14 protein-coding genes are annotated in these 15,275 nt (G+C 72.5%); 11 read left to right on the top strand and 3 right to left on the bottom strand.

The genetic code is table 11. The features are described from left to right. Positions 1–25 precede the first annotated feature (25 nt). Both AMK13_RS12295 and AMK13_RS12290 read right to left on the bottom strand, forming a co-directional pair. Positions 26–1,168, bottom strand: a complete 1,143-nt coding sequence (locus tag AMK13_RS12295; protein WP_049654671.1) for an acyl-CoA dehydrogenase family protein — start codon at positions 1,166–1,168, stop codon at positions 26–28. A gap of 2 nt (positions 1,169–1,170) precedes the next feature. After that, a complete protein-coding gene (locus AMK13_RS12290) occupies positions 1,171–2,373 on the bottom strand; it encodes a CaiB/BaiF CoA transferase family protein (RefSeq protein WP_241852851.1) in 1,203 nt (400 codons plus the stop codon). Between the two features lie 259 nt (positions 2,374–2,632). On the opposite strand from AMK13_RS12290, the gene AMK13_RS12285 reads away from it, so the two are divergent. From AMK13_RS12285 to AMK13_RS12240, 10 genes are all read left to right on the top strand, one after another. Next, positions 2,633–3,115 carry a hypothetical protein gene (locus tag AMK13_RS12285; protein ID WP_074002247.1) on the top strand — a complete coding sequence of 161 codons (483 nt, stop codon included), beginning with the start codon at positions 2,633–2,635 and terminating at the stop codon, positions 3,113–3,115. A 21-nt stretch (positions 3,116–3,136) separates the two neighbouring features. Continuing rightward, complete coding sequence (locus AMK13_RS12280; protein ID WP_074002246.1) at positions 3,137–5,287, top strand: hypothetical protein; 2,151 nt, start codon at positions 3,137–3,139, stop codon at positions 5,285–5,287. Positions 5,288–5,292: 5 nt separating this feature from the next. Continuing rightward, positions 5,293–6,306, top strand: coding sequence for a hypothetical protein (locus tag AMK13_RS12275; RefSeq protein ID WP_074002245.1), 1,014 nt, complete (start codon positions 5,293–5,295; stop codon positions 6,304–6,306). 91 nt (positions 6,307–6,397) lie between these two features. After that, entirely contained in the window at positions 6,398–7,471 is a 1,074-nt protein-coding gene (locus AMK13_RS12270) for a hypothetical protein (RefSeq protein ID WP_143204528.1), read from the top strand. 96 nt (positions 7,472–7,567) lie between these two features. Then, positions 7,568–8,632, top strand: a complete 1,065-nt coding sequence (locus AMK13_RS12265; protein WP_074002243.1) for a hypothetical protein — start codon at positions 7,568–7,570, stop codon at positions 8,630–8,632. Between the two features lie 80 nt (positions 8,633–8,712). Then, positions 8,713–9,261, top strand: a complete 549-nt coding sequence (locus AMK13_RS12260; RefSeq protein ID WP_074002242.1) for a GNAT family N-acetyltransferase — start codon at positions 8,713–8,715, stop codon at positions 9,259–9,261. A 128-nt stretch (positions 9,262–9,389) separates the two neighbouring features. Next, positions 9,390–10,367 (top strand): hypothetical protein, encoded by a 978-nt coding sequence (locus tag AMK13_RS12255; protein WP_074002241.1) that lies wholly within the window; start codon positions 9,390–9,392, stop codon positions 10,365–10,367. Further along, positions 10,364–11,662: a sensor histidine kinase gene (locus AMK13_RS12250; RefSeq protein ID WP_241852850.1), complete on the top strand. Its 1,299-nt coding sequence runs from the start codon at positions 10,364–10,366 to the stop codon at positions 11,660–11,662. Before AMK13_RS12255 ends, AMK13_RS12250 begins: the two co-directional genes overlap by 4 nt. A gap of 17 nt (positions 11,663–11,679) precedes the next feature. After that, the gene (locus AMK13_RS12245; RefSeq protein WP_074002584.1) at positions 11,680–12,387 is read left to right on the top strand and encodes a response regulator transcription factor; all 708 of its coding nucleotides are present in this window, start codon (positions 11,680–11,682) and stop codon (positions 12,385–12,387) included. 157 nt (positions 12,388–12,544) lie between these two features. After that, the gene (locus AMK13_RS12240) at positions 12,545–13,195 is read left to right on the top strand and encodes a Pr6Pr family membrane protein (protein ID WP_074002240.1); all 651 of its coding nucleotides are present in this window, start codon (positions 12,545–12,547) and stop codon (positions 13,193–13,195) included. 27 nt (positions 13,196–13,222) lie between these two features. Here AMK13_RS12240 and AMK13_RS12235 read toward each other — a convergent pair whose 3' ends face one another. Continuing rightward, positions 13,223–13,435: a hypothetical protein gene (locus AMK13_RS12235; protein WP_074002239.1), complete on the bottom strand. Its 213-nt coding sequence runs from the start codon at positions 13,433–13,435 to the stop codon at positions 13,223–13,225. A gap of 301 nt (positions 13,436–13,736) precedes the next feature. Here AMK13_RS12235 and AMK13_RS12230 point away from each other — a divergent pair, with 301 nt between their 5' ends. Continuing rightward, positions 13,737–15,269 (top strand): S41 family peptidase, encoded by a 1,533-nt coding sequence (locus tag AMK13_RS12230; protein ID WP_079272072.1) that lies wholly within the window; start codon positions 13,737–13,739, stop codon positions 15,267–15,269. Positions 15,270–15,275: the final 6 nt, after the last annotated feature.

Below are 15,275 nucleotides of genomic sequence, written 5' to 3'. Positions count from 1 at the left end.
TGGGGGCTCGGAAGGACGGAGGCGCTCAGCCGAGGATGGAGCGGCCGACGATCTCCTTCATGATCTCGGTGGTACCGCCGTAGATGGTCTGGATGCGGCCGTCGGTGAACGCCCGGGCGACCGGGAACTCGCTCATGTAGCCGTAGCCGCCGTGCAGTTGGAGGCAGCGGTCGGCGGTGCGCTTCTGCAGTTCGGTGGCCCACCACTTGGCCATCGAGGCATCCGCCGGGGTGAGCGCCCAGCGGTTGTGCTCGGTGATGCAGCGGTCCACGAAGGCGCGGGTGACGGCGCACTCGGTGGCCAGTTCGGCGATCTCGAAGCGGACGTGCTGGAGCCTGGCGAGCGGACGGCCGAAGGCCTCGCGCTGCTTGACGTAGTCGGTGGTGATCTCGACCAGGTACTCGGCGCCGGCGATCGCCGCGGCGGCGATGGTGAGCCGCTCCTGGGCGAGGTTCTGCATCAGGTGGACGAAGCCGCCGTTGAGCTCGCCGATCAGGTTCTCCTTCGGCACCCGGACGTCCTCGAAGAACAACTCGGCGGTGTCCTGGGCCTTCTGGCCGATCTTGTCGAGATTGCGGCCACGCTCGAAACCGGGCGTGCCGCGCTCGACGGCCAGCAGGCTCAGCCCGTGGGCGCCGCCCTCGGGGGTGGTGCGGGCGACCACGATCACCAGGTCGGCGAGGATGCCGTTGGAGATGAAGGTCTTGGCGCCGTTGAGCAGGAAGTGGTCCCCCTGGTCGACCGCCTGGGTGCGAATGCCCTGGAGGTCGGAGCCGGTGCCGGGCTCGGTCATCGCGATCGCGGTGATCAGCTCGCCCGAGCAGAACCCGGGCAGCCAGCGGCGCTTCTGCTCCTCGGTGGCGAGCGAGGTGAGGTACGGGCCGATGATGTCGTTGTGCAGGCCGATCGCCAGTCCGGACGCGCCGGCCCGGGCGAACTCCTCGGCCAGCACGGCGGCGTAGCGGAAGTCCGGGGTGCCGCCACCGCCGTACTCCTCGGGGACGGCCAGGCCGAGCAGACCCTGGCGGCCGGCCGCGAGCCAGGCGGAGCGGTCGACGATGCCGGCCTTCTCCCAGCGGTCGTAGTGCGGCAGCACCTCCTTGGCCAGGAAGGCCCGCACGGTGGCCCGGAAGTCGTCGTGCTGCTCGGTGAAGATCTCGCGCTGCAACGCTACTCTCCTTGCTCTGCCGTGGAGTTGGGGAAGGTGCCGCCGGCCCCTGGGACCGGTACGTCAGGATCGAGGGCGGGGACGCCCCAGTCGCGGGCCACCTCGGCGGTGTCCGAGCCCGGCCGGGCCGGCGGGCGGCGCAGGGCGCCCGGGGTGGCGGAGAAGCGCGGGGCGGGGGCCGGCTGGGTGACGCCGTCCGCCTCGATGTACGTCCCGCGCGCCGACAGGTGGGCGTCCGCCGATGCCTGACGCATCGTCAGGACAGGCTCCACGCAGGCGTCGGAGCCCGCGAAGACGGCCTCCCACTCGGCCCTGGTCCGGGTGGCGAAGCGGGCGGCGATCAGGGCGCGCAGTTCGGGCCAGCGGGCCGGGTCGTACTGGCCGGGCGCGTCCGGGCCCAGCTCCAGCAGCCGGGCGAACTCCGCGTAGAAGCGCGGCTCCAGCGCGCCGACGGCCAGGTGGCCGCCGTCGGCCGCCCGGTACACCGCGTAGAAGGGCGCGCCGCCGTCCAGCAGGTTGACGCCCCGGCGGTCCTGCCAGTGGCCGGCCGCGAGCAGGCCCCACAGCATGGAGCCGAGGTGCGCCGCGCCGTCCACGATCGCGGCGTCGACCACCTGCCCGGCGCCGGTGGCGCGGGCGTGGTGCAGCCCGGCGAGCAGGCCGACGACCAGGTAGAGCGAGCCGCCCGCGTAGTCGCCCAGCAGGTTGGCCGGGATGCCGGGGGCCTCCTCGGCCCCGCCCGGCGCCGCCACCATCCCGAGCACCCCGGCGACCGCCGCGTACCCGAGGTCGTGCCCGGCCGTCGCCGCCCGGGGGCCGTGCTGCCCCCAGCCGGTCATCCGCCCGTACACCAGCGCCGGGTTGCGCGCCAGGCACGCCTCGGGACCGACCCCGAGCCGCTCCGCGACGCCCGGCCGGTAGCCCTCGATCAGCAGGTCCGCCCGCTCGACCAGGTCCAGCACCCGCCCGGGGCCCTCCGGGGACTTCAGGTCGATTAGCACCGAACGCTTGTTGCGGTTGCTGAGGTCGTACGCCGGGTCCGTACCGAGCGGCGACGGCTCCGGCCGGTCCACCCGCACCACGTCCGCCCCGAGGTCCCCCAGCAGCATCGCCGCGAACGGCCCCGGCCCGATCCCGGCGAGCTCCACCACCCGCACACCCGCCAACGGCCCCCCGGCCTCCGGCGCCCTGCTCGCGTCACCCACTGGCTGCTGAACCCTTCCCGACGGGTTTGACAGTAAAGCTGTCACACTCGGGATGATAGGCAAGCGACCCGCCGGTAACAAGACCTCCACGCCCGCGCCGAGCCGCCAATTCCCCCTCGACCCACGCCCGGTGAACCCGGCCACTCCCCGCGCCCACGGAATCACGGAGGGTGGGTCGGTGCACTGACGGAGGCTCCCTGTACGGTCGTCATGCCGCAGGGGAGCGGCCGCTTTGCCGATTGGGGAGGATTCCACGCGCATGGGTAACCCGAACTTCGTCACCGGACCGGTCGCACCGGCCAAGGACCCGGTGCCGAGCCTGGAGCTCGCCTCGGCCAAGGACTCCCCCTACGCCGACCCCGCGCCGCCCTCGTCCAACGGCGGCACCGTGCCGGCCCTTCCCTTCATCCACCCCGGCAAGGTCACCACCCAACTGGACACCCCGTACGAACTCAGCGCCTCGGCCGGGATGGCCCGACAGATCGCCACCGACCTCGACAGCGCCAACGGCAAGGCCGGCCCCGGCGCACACAGCCTCACCGAGTACGCGAGCACCGCGTCGACGAAGATCCGCGGCTTCGCCTTCAGCGGCACACTCACCGGCGCCACGGAGCGGTGGCTGAAGGAGTGCAAGGTCCTGCACGACAAGCTCACCAACGCCGCCGACGGCCTTGAGCAGACCCGGCAGAACTACCACTCCAACGAGATCACGACCGCCGCCGACCTGCGCGCCACCCGGTAGACACCAGAAGGGGGAAGACAGATGGTGTCCTTCAAGGAACTGCACGAAGCCGACTTCTCCGGGGTCAGCGACGCGGCCGAGGCCTGGGCCGGCGTCGCCAAAGCCCTCACCGCCCTGGACGGCCGGGTCGCCAAGGACCTCACCACCGCCGCACAGCGGGCCGGCTGGAAGGGCGATGCCGCCGACAGCGCGACCAGGAAGCTCCAGGACATGGACGGCGACTTCAAACAGGCCTCGGCCGTCGCCACCGCCCTCGCCGCGGTCATGAAGACCGCCGCCGAGGACTTCGCCGCCGCCCGCCGTGACCTCGACACAGCACTCCACGACGCGCAGACCCAGGATCTGACCGTCTCCGCGGACGGCACGGTCAGCTGGAGCATGCCGAAGGACGCGCGCAACGACACGGACGGCGAGGTGCTGGCACGGGACATGGCCGCCAAGGCCAAAGCCGTCGCGGACCGCCTGGGCAAGGCCGTCGAGAAGGCCACCGCCGCCGACCAGCGGGCCGCCCTCCACCTCCAGAGCGACATCGGCGCCAGCGATACCGCCTTCAACCCCGCCCCTGGCGGCACCGGCCCGGTCACCGATGCCAACCGGGCGCGGGACCTGATGGCCAGGGCGTACGACCTCTCCGACGACGAACTCCGGCAGCTGCAGGCCCTCCTGGTCGCCAACGCCGAGAACAGGGAATTCGCGACCACCCTGCTCAACGGCCTCCAGATCGGCGGGAAGACCGGCCCGGAGGCTTTCCTGGACTACACCAAGGTCCTCGACGGACTGGCCCACGGCAGCCACAACGCCAAGGGCTACCAGGACGTTTACGGCAACCTCGCCGTCGTCCTCGCCACCGGCACCCGGGACGCCGGCATGGGCAAGGCCTGGGAGGACGGCCTCTTCCAGGCTGCCCGCCGCCAGGGCGGTCCGGCCGGCGGGCTGAACGACAACTACCCCGCGCTCACCGCGCTCATGGAGACGAAGGGGACCTTCGACCAGGCCTTCGTCCGCAGGGTCGGCACCGACCTGCTCGACTACGAGGCCTCCAGCAAGGCCAAGGGCGTGGATCTGTGGGGCCCGGCATTCACCGAAGACCCCACGAAGGGCGACCCGCTCGCCCCGCTGCTGAGGTTGATGAGGGGCGACCGGGAGACTGCCCAGGAATTCCTCGACCCGAGCCAGAACAAGAACCTCGTCCACCTGCTCAAGGACCGCGGCTGGCTCGACGAGGGCCAGGAGCGCAAGCTCCCCGGAGACGTCCTGCGCGACACCTCGCACGAGATGTTCGCCGAGATGCTCGAGAACGCCACGACCAGCCACGACGCTTCCCGGTACCCCGCCCCGCACGACAAGGTCAGCGCGCGGATCATGGACGAGACGCTCAAGACCGTCGGCGGCACCACGCCCGGCGACAGCCTCCCGGTACCCGAGGTCCTCCGCAAGCCGATGGCCAGGATGCTCGCCGACTACGCCCCGGACATGCACGAGATCCTCGGCAAGGATCTGCAGAACCCGTCCCAGCCGAACGGGCTGACCGCCAAGCCGGAGCAACTGCTGCGCGTGGTCCGCGGCGCCCTGGAGGACACGGACACGTTCCGGATCATCCACCAGGCAGAGACCAGGGAGATCGCCCGCCGCCTCGACACGTACGGGCCCGAGGCCTTCGAGCCCGACAAGACGGGCCGCCCGAACCACGTCCTGTCCGCCTTCACACAGGAGTCCTCCAAGGTCCTCGGTTCGCTCGACGCGGCGTTCGTCAACGCGACCGTCGACCACGCGGACGCGAAGAAGGCGGGCATCGACTGGCAGCAGAGGATGGCGTACCACGCGATCGGAACGCCCGCGAACGTGGTCCCGGGGCTTCTTCTACCGGGAGTCTCCCAACTGGTGCCGCTGGGCGACATGGCGCAGCGCCTCGTTGATGTCGGGACTGCCAAGTACGCCGAGAACGCCAAGGCCGAGATCGACACCGCCACCACGACCAGCGTGAGCACCCGGTACTCAGGGGGGCAACAGCAGCTGGACGCCATGATCGTGGACAAGGCGAGCCAGTACGGCATCGACCCCGAGGCCGCTGACCGTACGGGCACTGTGACGGAGCAGCTGGTACTCGACGTGGGGAAGGCCTACCAAACCGGGATCGACAAGGCCTACCGAGGCGCGTTCGGCAAGGGGTGAGCGCTGTGAAGACCAAGAAGACCAACCACGAAGAGAACTCCGACAACCCCGACGAGCCACGCTACCGGCTGCAACGACCCTGGCGCGGGATCGTGGTGACGGTGGTGCTGGCCGCGCTGGGCGGCGGGTCGCTCCTGCTGACGGACAACCTGACGAACGCCTTCGGGCCGGACGTCGTGTGCGACGGCGCGGTGAGCGCGGACGAGGTGAACGACGCGCTCGGGTGGGGCAAGGTCAGCGCCACGATGTACGGCGACGGGAAGCTGGACACCCCCGGCGCGTCCTGTGCGGCGATGGTGAGCAACGGGATCTTCGGCAACGACCGGTTCGCCGTCATCGAGCTCCCCAAGGCCGGAGACCTCGCCAGGTTCAAGTACGACGCGGAGTCCCAGCTGTTCGCCGCCTCCGCGAACGGAGGCGCGGCCGGCGCCGTGCACAAGTCGTCGTACGGCTTCGCGCTGCTCCCGAAGGACTGCGCCAACGGGCAGCGGGCCACCGTCAAGTCCCGGTCCTCCGACGCCCGGAAGCTCGCCGGGCTCGCGACCGCAGTGGCCAACCGCGTCGCGGCACAACAGGGTTGCGGCGGGGCGCCGCTCCCCGCACCGCGCGATCTCACCCCGGCGGGTGCGGACCGCCCCCTCAACCGCGACGCCGTCTGCGGCCTGCCGGGGCTGACGATGCCCGACACTCCCGGTGGCCCCGTCTATCAGGAGACCGTGACCAACGCGACCGATCCGCTGTGGGCCTGCAGGATCCACTCGGACGCGGACCTCAGGTCCGCGATCACCTTCTCCATCGGCACCGATCCGCGCCTCGTCCAGCCGTGGACCCTCGACCCCGGCCCGGCCTTCGGCCGAGCCCACTGGGTCGGGCAACACGAAGTCATGGCGACATGCCAGGGACGGCCCACCCGCTTCCGGTTCGAAGTGGACGGTTTCCGGGACCTCATCGGCAAGACGACCTGGGAACAGTTCCTCACCGCCGGTGCCAAGGCGATCGACTGCGAGCCGATCCTCTGACACCTCCCGCGGGCGGCCCGTTCGCGACCGGCCGCCCACGGAGGCATGCGTGATTCCGGCCGACCGAGCAACACACAGGGGACAGCACATCGTGGAAACGAAGGACGACGACAAGCCCGACGGCTCCGCCACGGGCCTCGCCCGGCGCGTCGATGCGGCGCTCGACCGGCGGGGGTTCACCACGCGGGGGCTGCGGGTGCGGCTGGCGGTCGTACTCCTGGCGTTCTCCCTCGTTCCGGTAGGGGCGGTGGGGTTCGGGCTGTACCGGCTGACGAACCTCGGCGGGCCGGACAACGTGTGCAATGGCGCGGCCACGGCGGAGCAAGTGCACGACATGCTGGGGCCTGGACGCATCTCCGAGAGGAAGAGCAAGGACTTCAACGCAACGGACGCCTCTCCCGACAACAGCTGCTCCGCCAGGGTCCGATCCGGTCTGTTCACAACCACCGAGAAGGTCGTACAGTTCCGCATCGAGCGCGACACCAAGGGCCCGGCCGAGCTCGCCGCACCGGACGCCCGGTTGTTTTCCGGCGACTCGGTCGGCTCGGTGAGCAAGTACGTGGCGTGGGCCTTGCTTCCCCAGGGATGCCCCAAGGGGCTGCGCGCCGAAGTGCACAGCAGCGAGTTGGGCCTGGACGAGGAGAGAGTCCGGCTGGCCGTCTCCTTCGCCAACGCGGCAGCTCGGGAGAACGGGTGCGCGGAGCGGAAGTTGCCGACTCCTACGAGCCTGTCCGCAAGGGGGGCCGAGACGGACCCCGACTGGAACGACGTATGCGGCCTGCCCGGGTTCGCCCCCGCGAAGGACCCCGGTGCCGAGCGGCGCTACTCGCAGCAGGTCACCACCGCAGCCGACCCGATCTGGTCCTGCGTGATCACCAGGAATGCGGTCGGCAGCGTGCCCCAGGCCTTCACGATCACCACGGAGCCACGGACCACCGCCGTCACCCAGGACGCCTCACATCCGTCCCAGTACGGGAGAGCGCGCCGAATCAGCGGGAAGTACGTCGAGTACGTCACCACCTGCCAGGGCAAAGACACCTTCTTCTCCCTCAGTGGCGGATTCGAATCAGACCCCTACGACTACCTGTTCCCCAACAGGGACGACCTGGTGCGCCAGTTCCTCACCATCGGCGGCAAGGCGATCGGCTGTGAGCCGATCCTGTGACGCCTCCCCTCCTGCGGGCGGCCGGTTGACGACCGGCCGCCCGCAGGAGCACGCCTGAATCCGACCGACCGAGCAGCAACCGGGGAACGACACACCATGGAAGACAAGAACGGCTCCGCCAACGGCCCGGTCGGGCGGATGGACGCGGCGCTCGACCGGCGGGGGTTCACCACGCGGGGGCTGCGGGTGCGGGCCGGGGTCATGGCAGTGGCGGCGGTCGGGCTGGTGGCCGGGCTGGGGGTCGCCGGGTGGGCGCTGCTGGCGGACGACATGACCAACAGGTTCGGGCCGGACAGCGTGTGCGACGAGGTGGTGAGCTCACGGGCGGTGAACGAAGCGCTCGGGTCGGGCAAGGTCAGCGCGGAGCCGTACGAGGGGAACGTCAGCCGCGGCACGGCGGTCTGCACCGTGCAGGTGGCCGGCGGGATGTTCGGTGACGACCGGAACATCCGGGTGTCCCTCGGCGAGAGCAAGGATGTGTTCCACCTCCCGATCCCTCCCGGCGCCCGGACGTTCGCCGCCTCGGCGAACGGTGGCGCGGTCGGCGCCGTCCGTGGCGACGAGGCGTGGGCACTGCTCCCCGAGGGCTGCCCCAACGGGCTCTGGGCCAGGGTCACCGCGTACTCCGGGAAGGATCCCGACCCGCTGAAGCTCGCCCGGCTCGCCGTGTCGGCGGCCGACCGCATCGCGGACCAGCGCGGTTGCGGCAAGGCGCCGCTGCCCGTCCTGCACGAGCTGGCCCCGGCCGCCACCGAGCGGGAGCTCGACGGCGACGCGGTCTGCGGCCTGCCGGGGGTCTCCGTCCAGCGCTCGCCCGACAAGCGCTACAGGGAGGCCGTGACCGTGGGATCCGATCCCCTGTGGACCTGCGAGATCACGCCTGAGGATGCGCACGGGAGCACCTCTTCCCTCGTCATCGCCACCGAGTCCCGGCTCCGGCCGGATGCCACCGACCGGGACACCAGGCCGGCGTTCGGCCGTGCCCGCTGGGTGGGGTCCCTCCCCCGGGACGAGATCGTGGTGACCTGCCACGGTCGCCCCGTCTACTTCCGGATCGGCACGATCAGGCACCTGGGGCACCTGTTCTCCACCTCCGACGAGGCCTGGAAGCAGTTCCTCACGGCCGGCGGCCAGGCGATCGGGTGTGAGCCGATCCTGTAGCGGGCGGAAATGGGCGGGCGAGTGTCGGGGTAATGGTCTATCTTGCGATGGACCTATTACGTGAGACACGGGGGGGCACCATGAGCACCACCACCACCGACCGTACCGACCACACCGCCCGCAGCGTCGTCGCCGTCTCCGAGCGGCTGGTGCTGACGCGGCCGCGGGAGGGGGACGTGGGGGCGGTGTTCGCGATCCACGGGGATCCGGAGACCAACCGGTACAACCCGCACGGGCCGCAGCGGGAGCTCGTCCAGGCGCGGGAGATGCTGGACGGGTTCGTCGCCGACTGGGTGCGGGACGGGGTGGGGTACTGCGCCGTCGCCACCCGGGAGGACCCGGGGACGGTGATCGGGTTCGCCGGGCTCTACCTGCACACCCTGGACGGGGAGCGGGTGTTCAACCTCTACTACCGGTTCCGGCCGTCCGCCTGGGGCCTCGGGTACGCGGCGGAGGCGGCCCGGGCGGCGATGGCGGAGGCGCTGCCGCGCCACCCCGGCGTCCCGGTGGTCGCCCTGATCCACGCGGACAACCTGCCCTCGCGCCGGCTCGCCGAGCGGCTCGGGCTGGTCGCCGACCCGGACGGCCGCACCGACGAGGAGGACCGGGTGATCCACCGGATGGCCTGAGGCCGGAGCCCGCCGCCCGGAGAGGACCCGCCGGAGGAGCCCCCGCCCGCCGAGATCCCCCGCCAGGGGGAGCGGGATCGCGCCCCGGGCGGAGGCCCCGGCGCCCGGCCCGGCGGGACCGTGGGGGCATGAGGATCAACGAGCACGTGGTGCGGGCCGGGGCGGCGTGGACGGCGGTGGCGGCGACCGGGCCGTACCTGACGCTGAAGCTGCTGTGGCTGACCGGGCATCCGGTGGGGGCGGGCGATCCCGGCGAGATGGACCGGCTGTGGCTGGTGAACCTGCTGACCTTCGGCATGGACGCGATCGCCGTGGCCCTGGCGCTGGCGTTCGTCCGGCCGTGGGGGCGGCGGGCGCCGGCCGGGCTGGTGGCGTTCCCGATGTGGGTGGCGACCGGTCTGCTCGGCACGATCCTGGTCGCGCTGCCGCTGTACCTGCTGAGCCTCCTGGTCCTGGGGCCGGAGAGCGCCGACCCGGACGACAAGGGCCTCGGCGGCTGGGTCTTCCCCGTGGTGTACGGCGGCTTCGCCGTCCAGGGCCTCGCGCTGATCACCGCCTTCGTGCTGTACGCCCGCCGGCGCTGGGCCGGGCTGCTGCGGGAGCGGATCGGCGACCTGCCCGACTCCCCCACCCTGACCGTGCAGCGCGTCCTCGCCTGCGTCGCCGCGCTGCTCGCCGCGGGTGTCGCGGCGGCCCGGGTCTACTGGGCGTTCGGCGGCACCGCCGGAGTGCCGCAGGACCTGGTGGACGGCCGGTCCCGGGGCGTGGCGGTGATGAACGGGGTGACCGCGGTGATGGCGGTGGCCGCGGCGGCGGCGCTGCTGGTCCTGGTCTTCCGGGTCCGTCCGGGGCGCCGGCTGCTCGGGCCGCTGCTGGTGGTCTGGACGGCGGCCGGCTCGCTGTTCGGCTGGGGCGCCTGGCAGTTGGTGGCCTTCGGGGCGACGACGACCCGGGTGACCGAGCTGCGGACGGCCGTCCCCGGGCTGACCCCCCTGGTCCAGGGCGCCCAGGTGGCGGCCGCGGTGCTGGTCCTGGCGGTCGGGGCGGTCGCGCTCACCGAACGCGGCACCCTCCGGCGCACCGCTGCCGTAGAGTCGCGCGGGTGATCACGGGGGTGGGCATGCGACTGCGGCGTACGGGAGAGGTGGGCGTCCGCCTGCGGCGTGCGGCGGGGGCGGCGGTCGGCCGGCGGGCCCGGCTGCGCTGGGTGCACCTGGTGCTGGGCGGCGCGCTGCTGATGCCGTACTGGATGCTGTCGGTGGTGCTGTACGGGGCGCTCAACCCGAACCAGCCGCCCGGACGCCAACTGCTGCTCTACGTCCTGTCGTTGCTCACCTCGCTGCCGATGGCCGCCGTCACCGCGCTGGTGCCGATGGTGCGGGGACTGGAGGGCGCGGCGGCGCGGGCACTGTGCTCGGCGGCCCGGCCGGAGGAACTGGCCACCGGACCGGCCCGCTCCTGGGGCGCCCGGTGGCGCACCGCGCTCTGGTACGTGCTGCACGTCCTGTTCGGCGGGGTGGTCGCCGGGATGACGCTGGCGGGCACCCCGTTCGCGGTGGTGCTGGTCTGCGGCTTCGCGGGGACCAGGGAGTTCGTCCGGATGTGGGAGCGGCACTTCCCCGGCTGGCTGGTCACCGGCCCGGTCCTCGGCCTCGGCGTTCTGCTGCTGATCGTCGGCACCAACGCCGTCTGCGGCGCGCTGCTCGCCCGCTGGGCGCCCGCCCTGCTCGGCCCGACCCCGGAGGAGCGGGTGGCCGCCGCCGAGCGCCGGGCCACCGTGCTCGCCCAGCGCAACCGGCTGGCCCGCGAGTTGCACGACTCGGTCGGCCACGCGCTCAGCGCCGTCGGCATCCAGGCCTCGGCCGCCGCCCGGGTGCTGCGCAGCAACCCGGACTTCGCCGCCGAGGCGCTCGCGGCGATCGAGGAGACCGCCCGGGCGGCCGTCGCCGAACTCGACGCCGTACTGGGGCTGTTGCGCGAGGAGGACCCGGAGGCCGCCGGACCCGCCGGGCCGACCCTCGCCGGGCTGGACGACCTGCTGCGCCAGCTCGGCCGCGCCGGGGTGGCGGTGGACGCCGAGCTGGCGCCCGGGCTGGCCGGCCTGCCCGAGCCGGTCTCCCGCGAGGCGTACCGGATCGTGCAGGAGGGCCTGACCAACGTGCTGCGCCACGCCGGGCCCGCCCCGGCCGGGCTGCGGGTCCGGCTCGCCGACGACCGGGTGGAGATCGACCTGACCAATCCGCTCGGCCCCGCCCGGCCGAGCCGCCCCGACGGCGGGCGCGGGCTGCGCGGGATCGGCGAGCGGGCGGCGGCCCTGCACGGCGGCAGCGCGGCGGGGCCGGACGGGGACGGAACGACGTGGCGGCTGGCCGTCTGGCTGCCGGTGGGAGGGGCGACGTGAACGAGGACATGAACGAGATGGGGTACGACGCCGTGGACGAGGGTGCACGGCAGGGCACCGACGGCATCCGGGTGGTGATCGCGGACGACGAGCGGCTGGTCCGCCTGGGCCTGCGGGTGGTGATCGACAGCGAACCGGACCTCACCGTCGTCGGCGAGGCCGCCGACGGGGCCGAGGTCGTCCCGCTGGTGCGCGAACTGCGCCCGGACGTGGTGCTGATGGACGTCCGGATGCCCGGCATCGACGGCATCCGGGCCACCGAACAGCTGGTCAACGGGATGGCCCCGCCGCCGCGCATCCTGGTGGTCACCACCTTCGAGCACGACGACCACGTGTACGACGCGCTGCGCGCGGGCGCCGCCGGGTTCCTGCTGAAGCGGGCCCGGGCGGAGGAGATGGTGCAGGCGGTGCGGCTGGTCGCACGCGGCGACTCGCTGCTGTTCCCGGCGGCCGTCCGCGACCTCGCGCTGCGCCACGGCGCGGACCGGCGCCGGGAGGCCGGGTCGGGCGACCGGGGGCCGATCGGGCGGCTGACCGAGCGGGAGGGGCAGGTGCTGCGGCTGATGGCCACCGGGCTCAACAACGGCGAGATCGCGCGGCAGCTGGTGGTGAGCCAGGAGACGGTGAAGACGCACGTCGGCAGCGTGCTGGCCAAGCTGGGCGCGCGGGACCGCACCCAGGCGGTCATCGCGGCGTACGAGTCGGGCTTCGTGCTGCCGGGCTGACGCCCGCTCAGGATCCACCGCGACCATCACCCGTGCCCCCGGCACGCCCGAGCACCTCGAACGTGGATTCCATCCGATCGGTACCAGCGAGTAGAGTGCGGGTTTCCCCCTCGACGTCCGATACCTCCCGTATCGCCTGGAACGAACTGGTGGCCGCATGACAGTCCGGACCCGACCCGCGCTCTGGTGGCGCATGGGCATCGTGCTCTCGGCGGGCCTCGGCCTGACCCTCGGGACCGCGCCGCTGGTCTACTTCACCGTGCAGAGCAACGTGATCGTGTTCGGCTACTTCATCGGCGCGGTGTACTGGATGCTCAAGCGCGGCACCGTGGACGCGCCCGCGCCCCGGCTGCGCGGCGCCGCCACGCTGTACATCCTGATCACCGGGCTGGTCTCGCACATCCTGCTCGAACACGGCGCCAACCCGCTGCCCGGGCTGGTCAGCGGGCCGGACAAGCTGGCGCACTGGTCGTCGTTCTTCCTGCACTACGTGACGCCGGTGATGGTGATCGCCGACTGGCTGGTGCTCAAGCCGCGCAACGCCTCGGCGTGGAAGGACATCCCTCTCTGGCTGGGCTTCCCGCTCGGCTACGCGGCGATCGTGCTCGCCCGCAACGCGCTGTTCGACGACTATCCGATGCCCTACCCGTACTTCTTCTTCGACCCGACCACCAAGGGCTACGGCTACGTCTGGGGCCAGATAGCCCTGTTGACCGTCGAGTTCGTGGCGCTCGCCGCACTCGTCGTCGGGCTGGACCGGCTCGGGACGCGGATCGCGGGAAGGCTGCGGTCGACGCCGCAGGCATAACCCCGGGAGTTCACGCTCCCCCGTCGCTCACGCGGCGGGCGCGTCCTCGGGGAACGCGGCGTCGAACTCGGCCCGGTGCGCCTTCCAGAACGCCACCGCGTGGTCCACGAAGACCCGGCGCTGCTGCTCGCGCACGCTCAGGTCGTGGACGTAGGCCTTCACGGTCTTGCCGTCCGCGGCGGCGGCCTCGCGGATCGCGGCGAGCTCGTGCTCCGTGTACTCGATGGTGAGCGCAGGCATGCCGCCGATGGTACTGGAGCGACGGGTAGTTGGGGCCGCGGACGGCGGTTTTTCACCCGCAGTCAAAACGGTCGCTGTCGAGACCGCCGAGGACCATTGCGCCCGGCTCCGGGTCGGCCCGGAGAAGGAAGCCGGTGCGCCCGGAGGAGGAAGCGGGTGCGGCTCGTCGGATGACGCCCGGGCGGTGGGGCCGGCCGTAGCGTCGACGGGGAGCGGTGGCGGAGGGGTTCCGCGGGGGAGACCGGGGTTTCGGCGGAGGCCGGAGATGACACGCAGGTCAGGAATGGCACGCAGGTCAGGGATGACGCGCACGGCGGGAACGGCGCGCAGGACGGGAACAGGACGCACGACGGGAACGGCGCGCAGCAGGACCGGAAGCGGCGTCGGCCGGACCGCGGCCGCGGCACTGGCCCTCGCGACGGCGGTGGGGCTGGCGGCACCGGGGGCGGCCGCGGCGCGGGAAGGGCGGGGGAACCCGCTGGAGGGGGTCTGGCGGACGGAGGGCTACGGCCTGCTGATCGCGGTCTCCGGGGGCCGGGTCACCACCTACGACGTGACCGCGCACAGCTGCCTGCCCGGGTGGGTCACCGGGACGCAGGCCTCGGAGCCCGGCCCGGACGGCACCACCCGCTACACCGTGGGCAACCTCGCCATGACGCTCACCCCCAAGGGCCGGAACCGGGCCGTGGAACGTGAGGAGAGCGGGGTCGGCACCAAGTCGCTCACCCGCCTGGACGCCCTGCCGCCGCTGTGCGCGCGGCCGGCTCCGAACGACCCGCTCGCGGTCTTCGACCGGTTCTGGGAGGACTTCGAGGAGAACTACCCGTTCTTCGCCGCCAAGGGCATCGACTGGCACGCCGTCCGGGACGAGAAGCGGCCCACGATCACTCCGGCGACGACCGCCGACCGGCTGCAGGACGTCTTCACGGACATGCTCGGCCCGCTCGGCGACGCGCACACCGGGCTGGCCCGGGTGGTCGACGGGCACGCCAAGGAGGTCTTCGGCGGGCAGCGGCCGGATTCGACGGTGCAGACCCCGGAGCTGACCGCGCGGGCCCTGCAGGCCTCGGCCGCCCAGCTCACCGGCCCGGAGCAGCAGTTCGCGGGCGGCCGGCTCGGCGTGGGCCGGCTGCCGGACGGCCTCGGCTACCTCCGGGTGAGCAGCTTCGACGGCTACACCGACGGCGACTTCCGGAGCCAGGTCGACGAGCTGGACCGGGCGCTGGACGCCGTGCTGGCCGGCCCGGACCGGCCCACCGGCCTGGTCGTCGACGTGCGGCTGAACGGCGGCGGCTCAGACGCGCTCGGGCTGCACATCGCCGCCCGGCTCACCGACCGCCCGTACGTCGCCTACCGGAAGGTGGCGCGCAACGACCCGGCCGACCCGACGAAGTTCACCCGGCCCGAGCCGATCACCGTACGGCCGTCGGCGGGCGGGCACTTCACCGGGCCGGTGGCGGTGCTCACCTCCTCGATCTCCACCAGCGCCGCGGAGACCTTCACCCAGGCCATGACGGGCCGCTCCCCGCAGGTGCTCCGGGTCGGCGAGAACACCCAGGGCGTCTTCTCCGACATCATGATCAAGTCGATCTCGCCTGACTTCATGGCCGTCCTGCCGAACGAGAAGTACCTGACCAGGAACGGCGGCACCTTCGACGGCCCGGGCATCCCGCCGGACGTCCGCACGCCGGTGTTCACCCCGGACGAGCTGGCCGCGCTCAGGGACTCGGCCCTGAGCACGGCCCGCCGGATGCTCACCGAGGACGCCCAAGGCAACCAGAGCAGCCAGGGCGACCACGGGAACGCCGAGAACGACCAGGAGCAGCAACGGTAGGAGCAG

The organism is Streptomyces sp. CB02056 (assembly GCF_001905545.1).
Lineage (GTDB): Bacteria > Actinomycetota > Actinomycetes > Streptomycetales > Streptomycetaceae > Kitasatospora.
Note: the sequence above shows the minus strand (reverse complement) of the source record. Positions and strands in the feature narration are given on the sequence as shown.

What these genes read in the sequence shown, in the direction of transcription:
- AMK13_RS12285 (WP_074002247.1), top strand. Translation starts at nt 2,633, where the DNA reads ATGGGTAACCCGAACTTCGTCACCGGACCGGTCGCACCGGCCAAGGAC.
- AMK13_RS12280 (WP_074002246.1), top strand. Translation starts at nt 3,137, where the DNA reads ATGGTGTCCTTCAAGGAACTGCACGAAGCCGACTTCTCCGGGGTCAGC.
- AMK13_RS12265 (WP_074002243.1), top strand. Translation starts at nt 7,568, where the DNA reads ATGGAAGACAAGAACGGCTCCGCCAACGGCCCGGTCGGGCGGATGGAC.
- AMK13_RS12260 (WP_074002242.1), top strand. Translation starts at nt 8,713, where the DNA reads ATGAGCACCACCACCACCGACCGTACCGACCACACCGCCCGCAGCGTC.
- AMK13_RS12255 (WP_074002241.1), top strand. Translation starts at nt 9,390, where the DNA reads ATGAGGATCAACGAGCACGTGGTGCGGGCCGGGGCGGCGTGGACGGCG.
- AMK13_RS12245 (WP_074002584.1), top strand. Translation starts at nt 11,680, where the DNA reads ATGGGGTACGACGCCGTGGACGAGGGTGCACGGCAGGGCACCGACGGC.
- AMK13_RS12240 (WP_074002240.1), top strand. Translation starts at nt 12,545, where the DNA reads ATGACAGTCCGGACCCGACCCGCGCTCTGGTGGCGCATGGGCATCGTG.
- AMK13_RS12235 (WP_074002239.1), bottom strand. Translation starts at nt 13,435, where the DNA reads ATGCCTGCGCTCACCATCGAGTACACGGAGCACGAGCTCGCCGCGATC.
- AMK13_RS12230 (WP_079272072.1), top strand. Translation starts at nt 13,737, where the DNA reads ATGACGCGCACGGCGGGAACGGCGCGCAGGACGGGAACAGGACGCACG.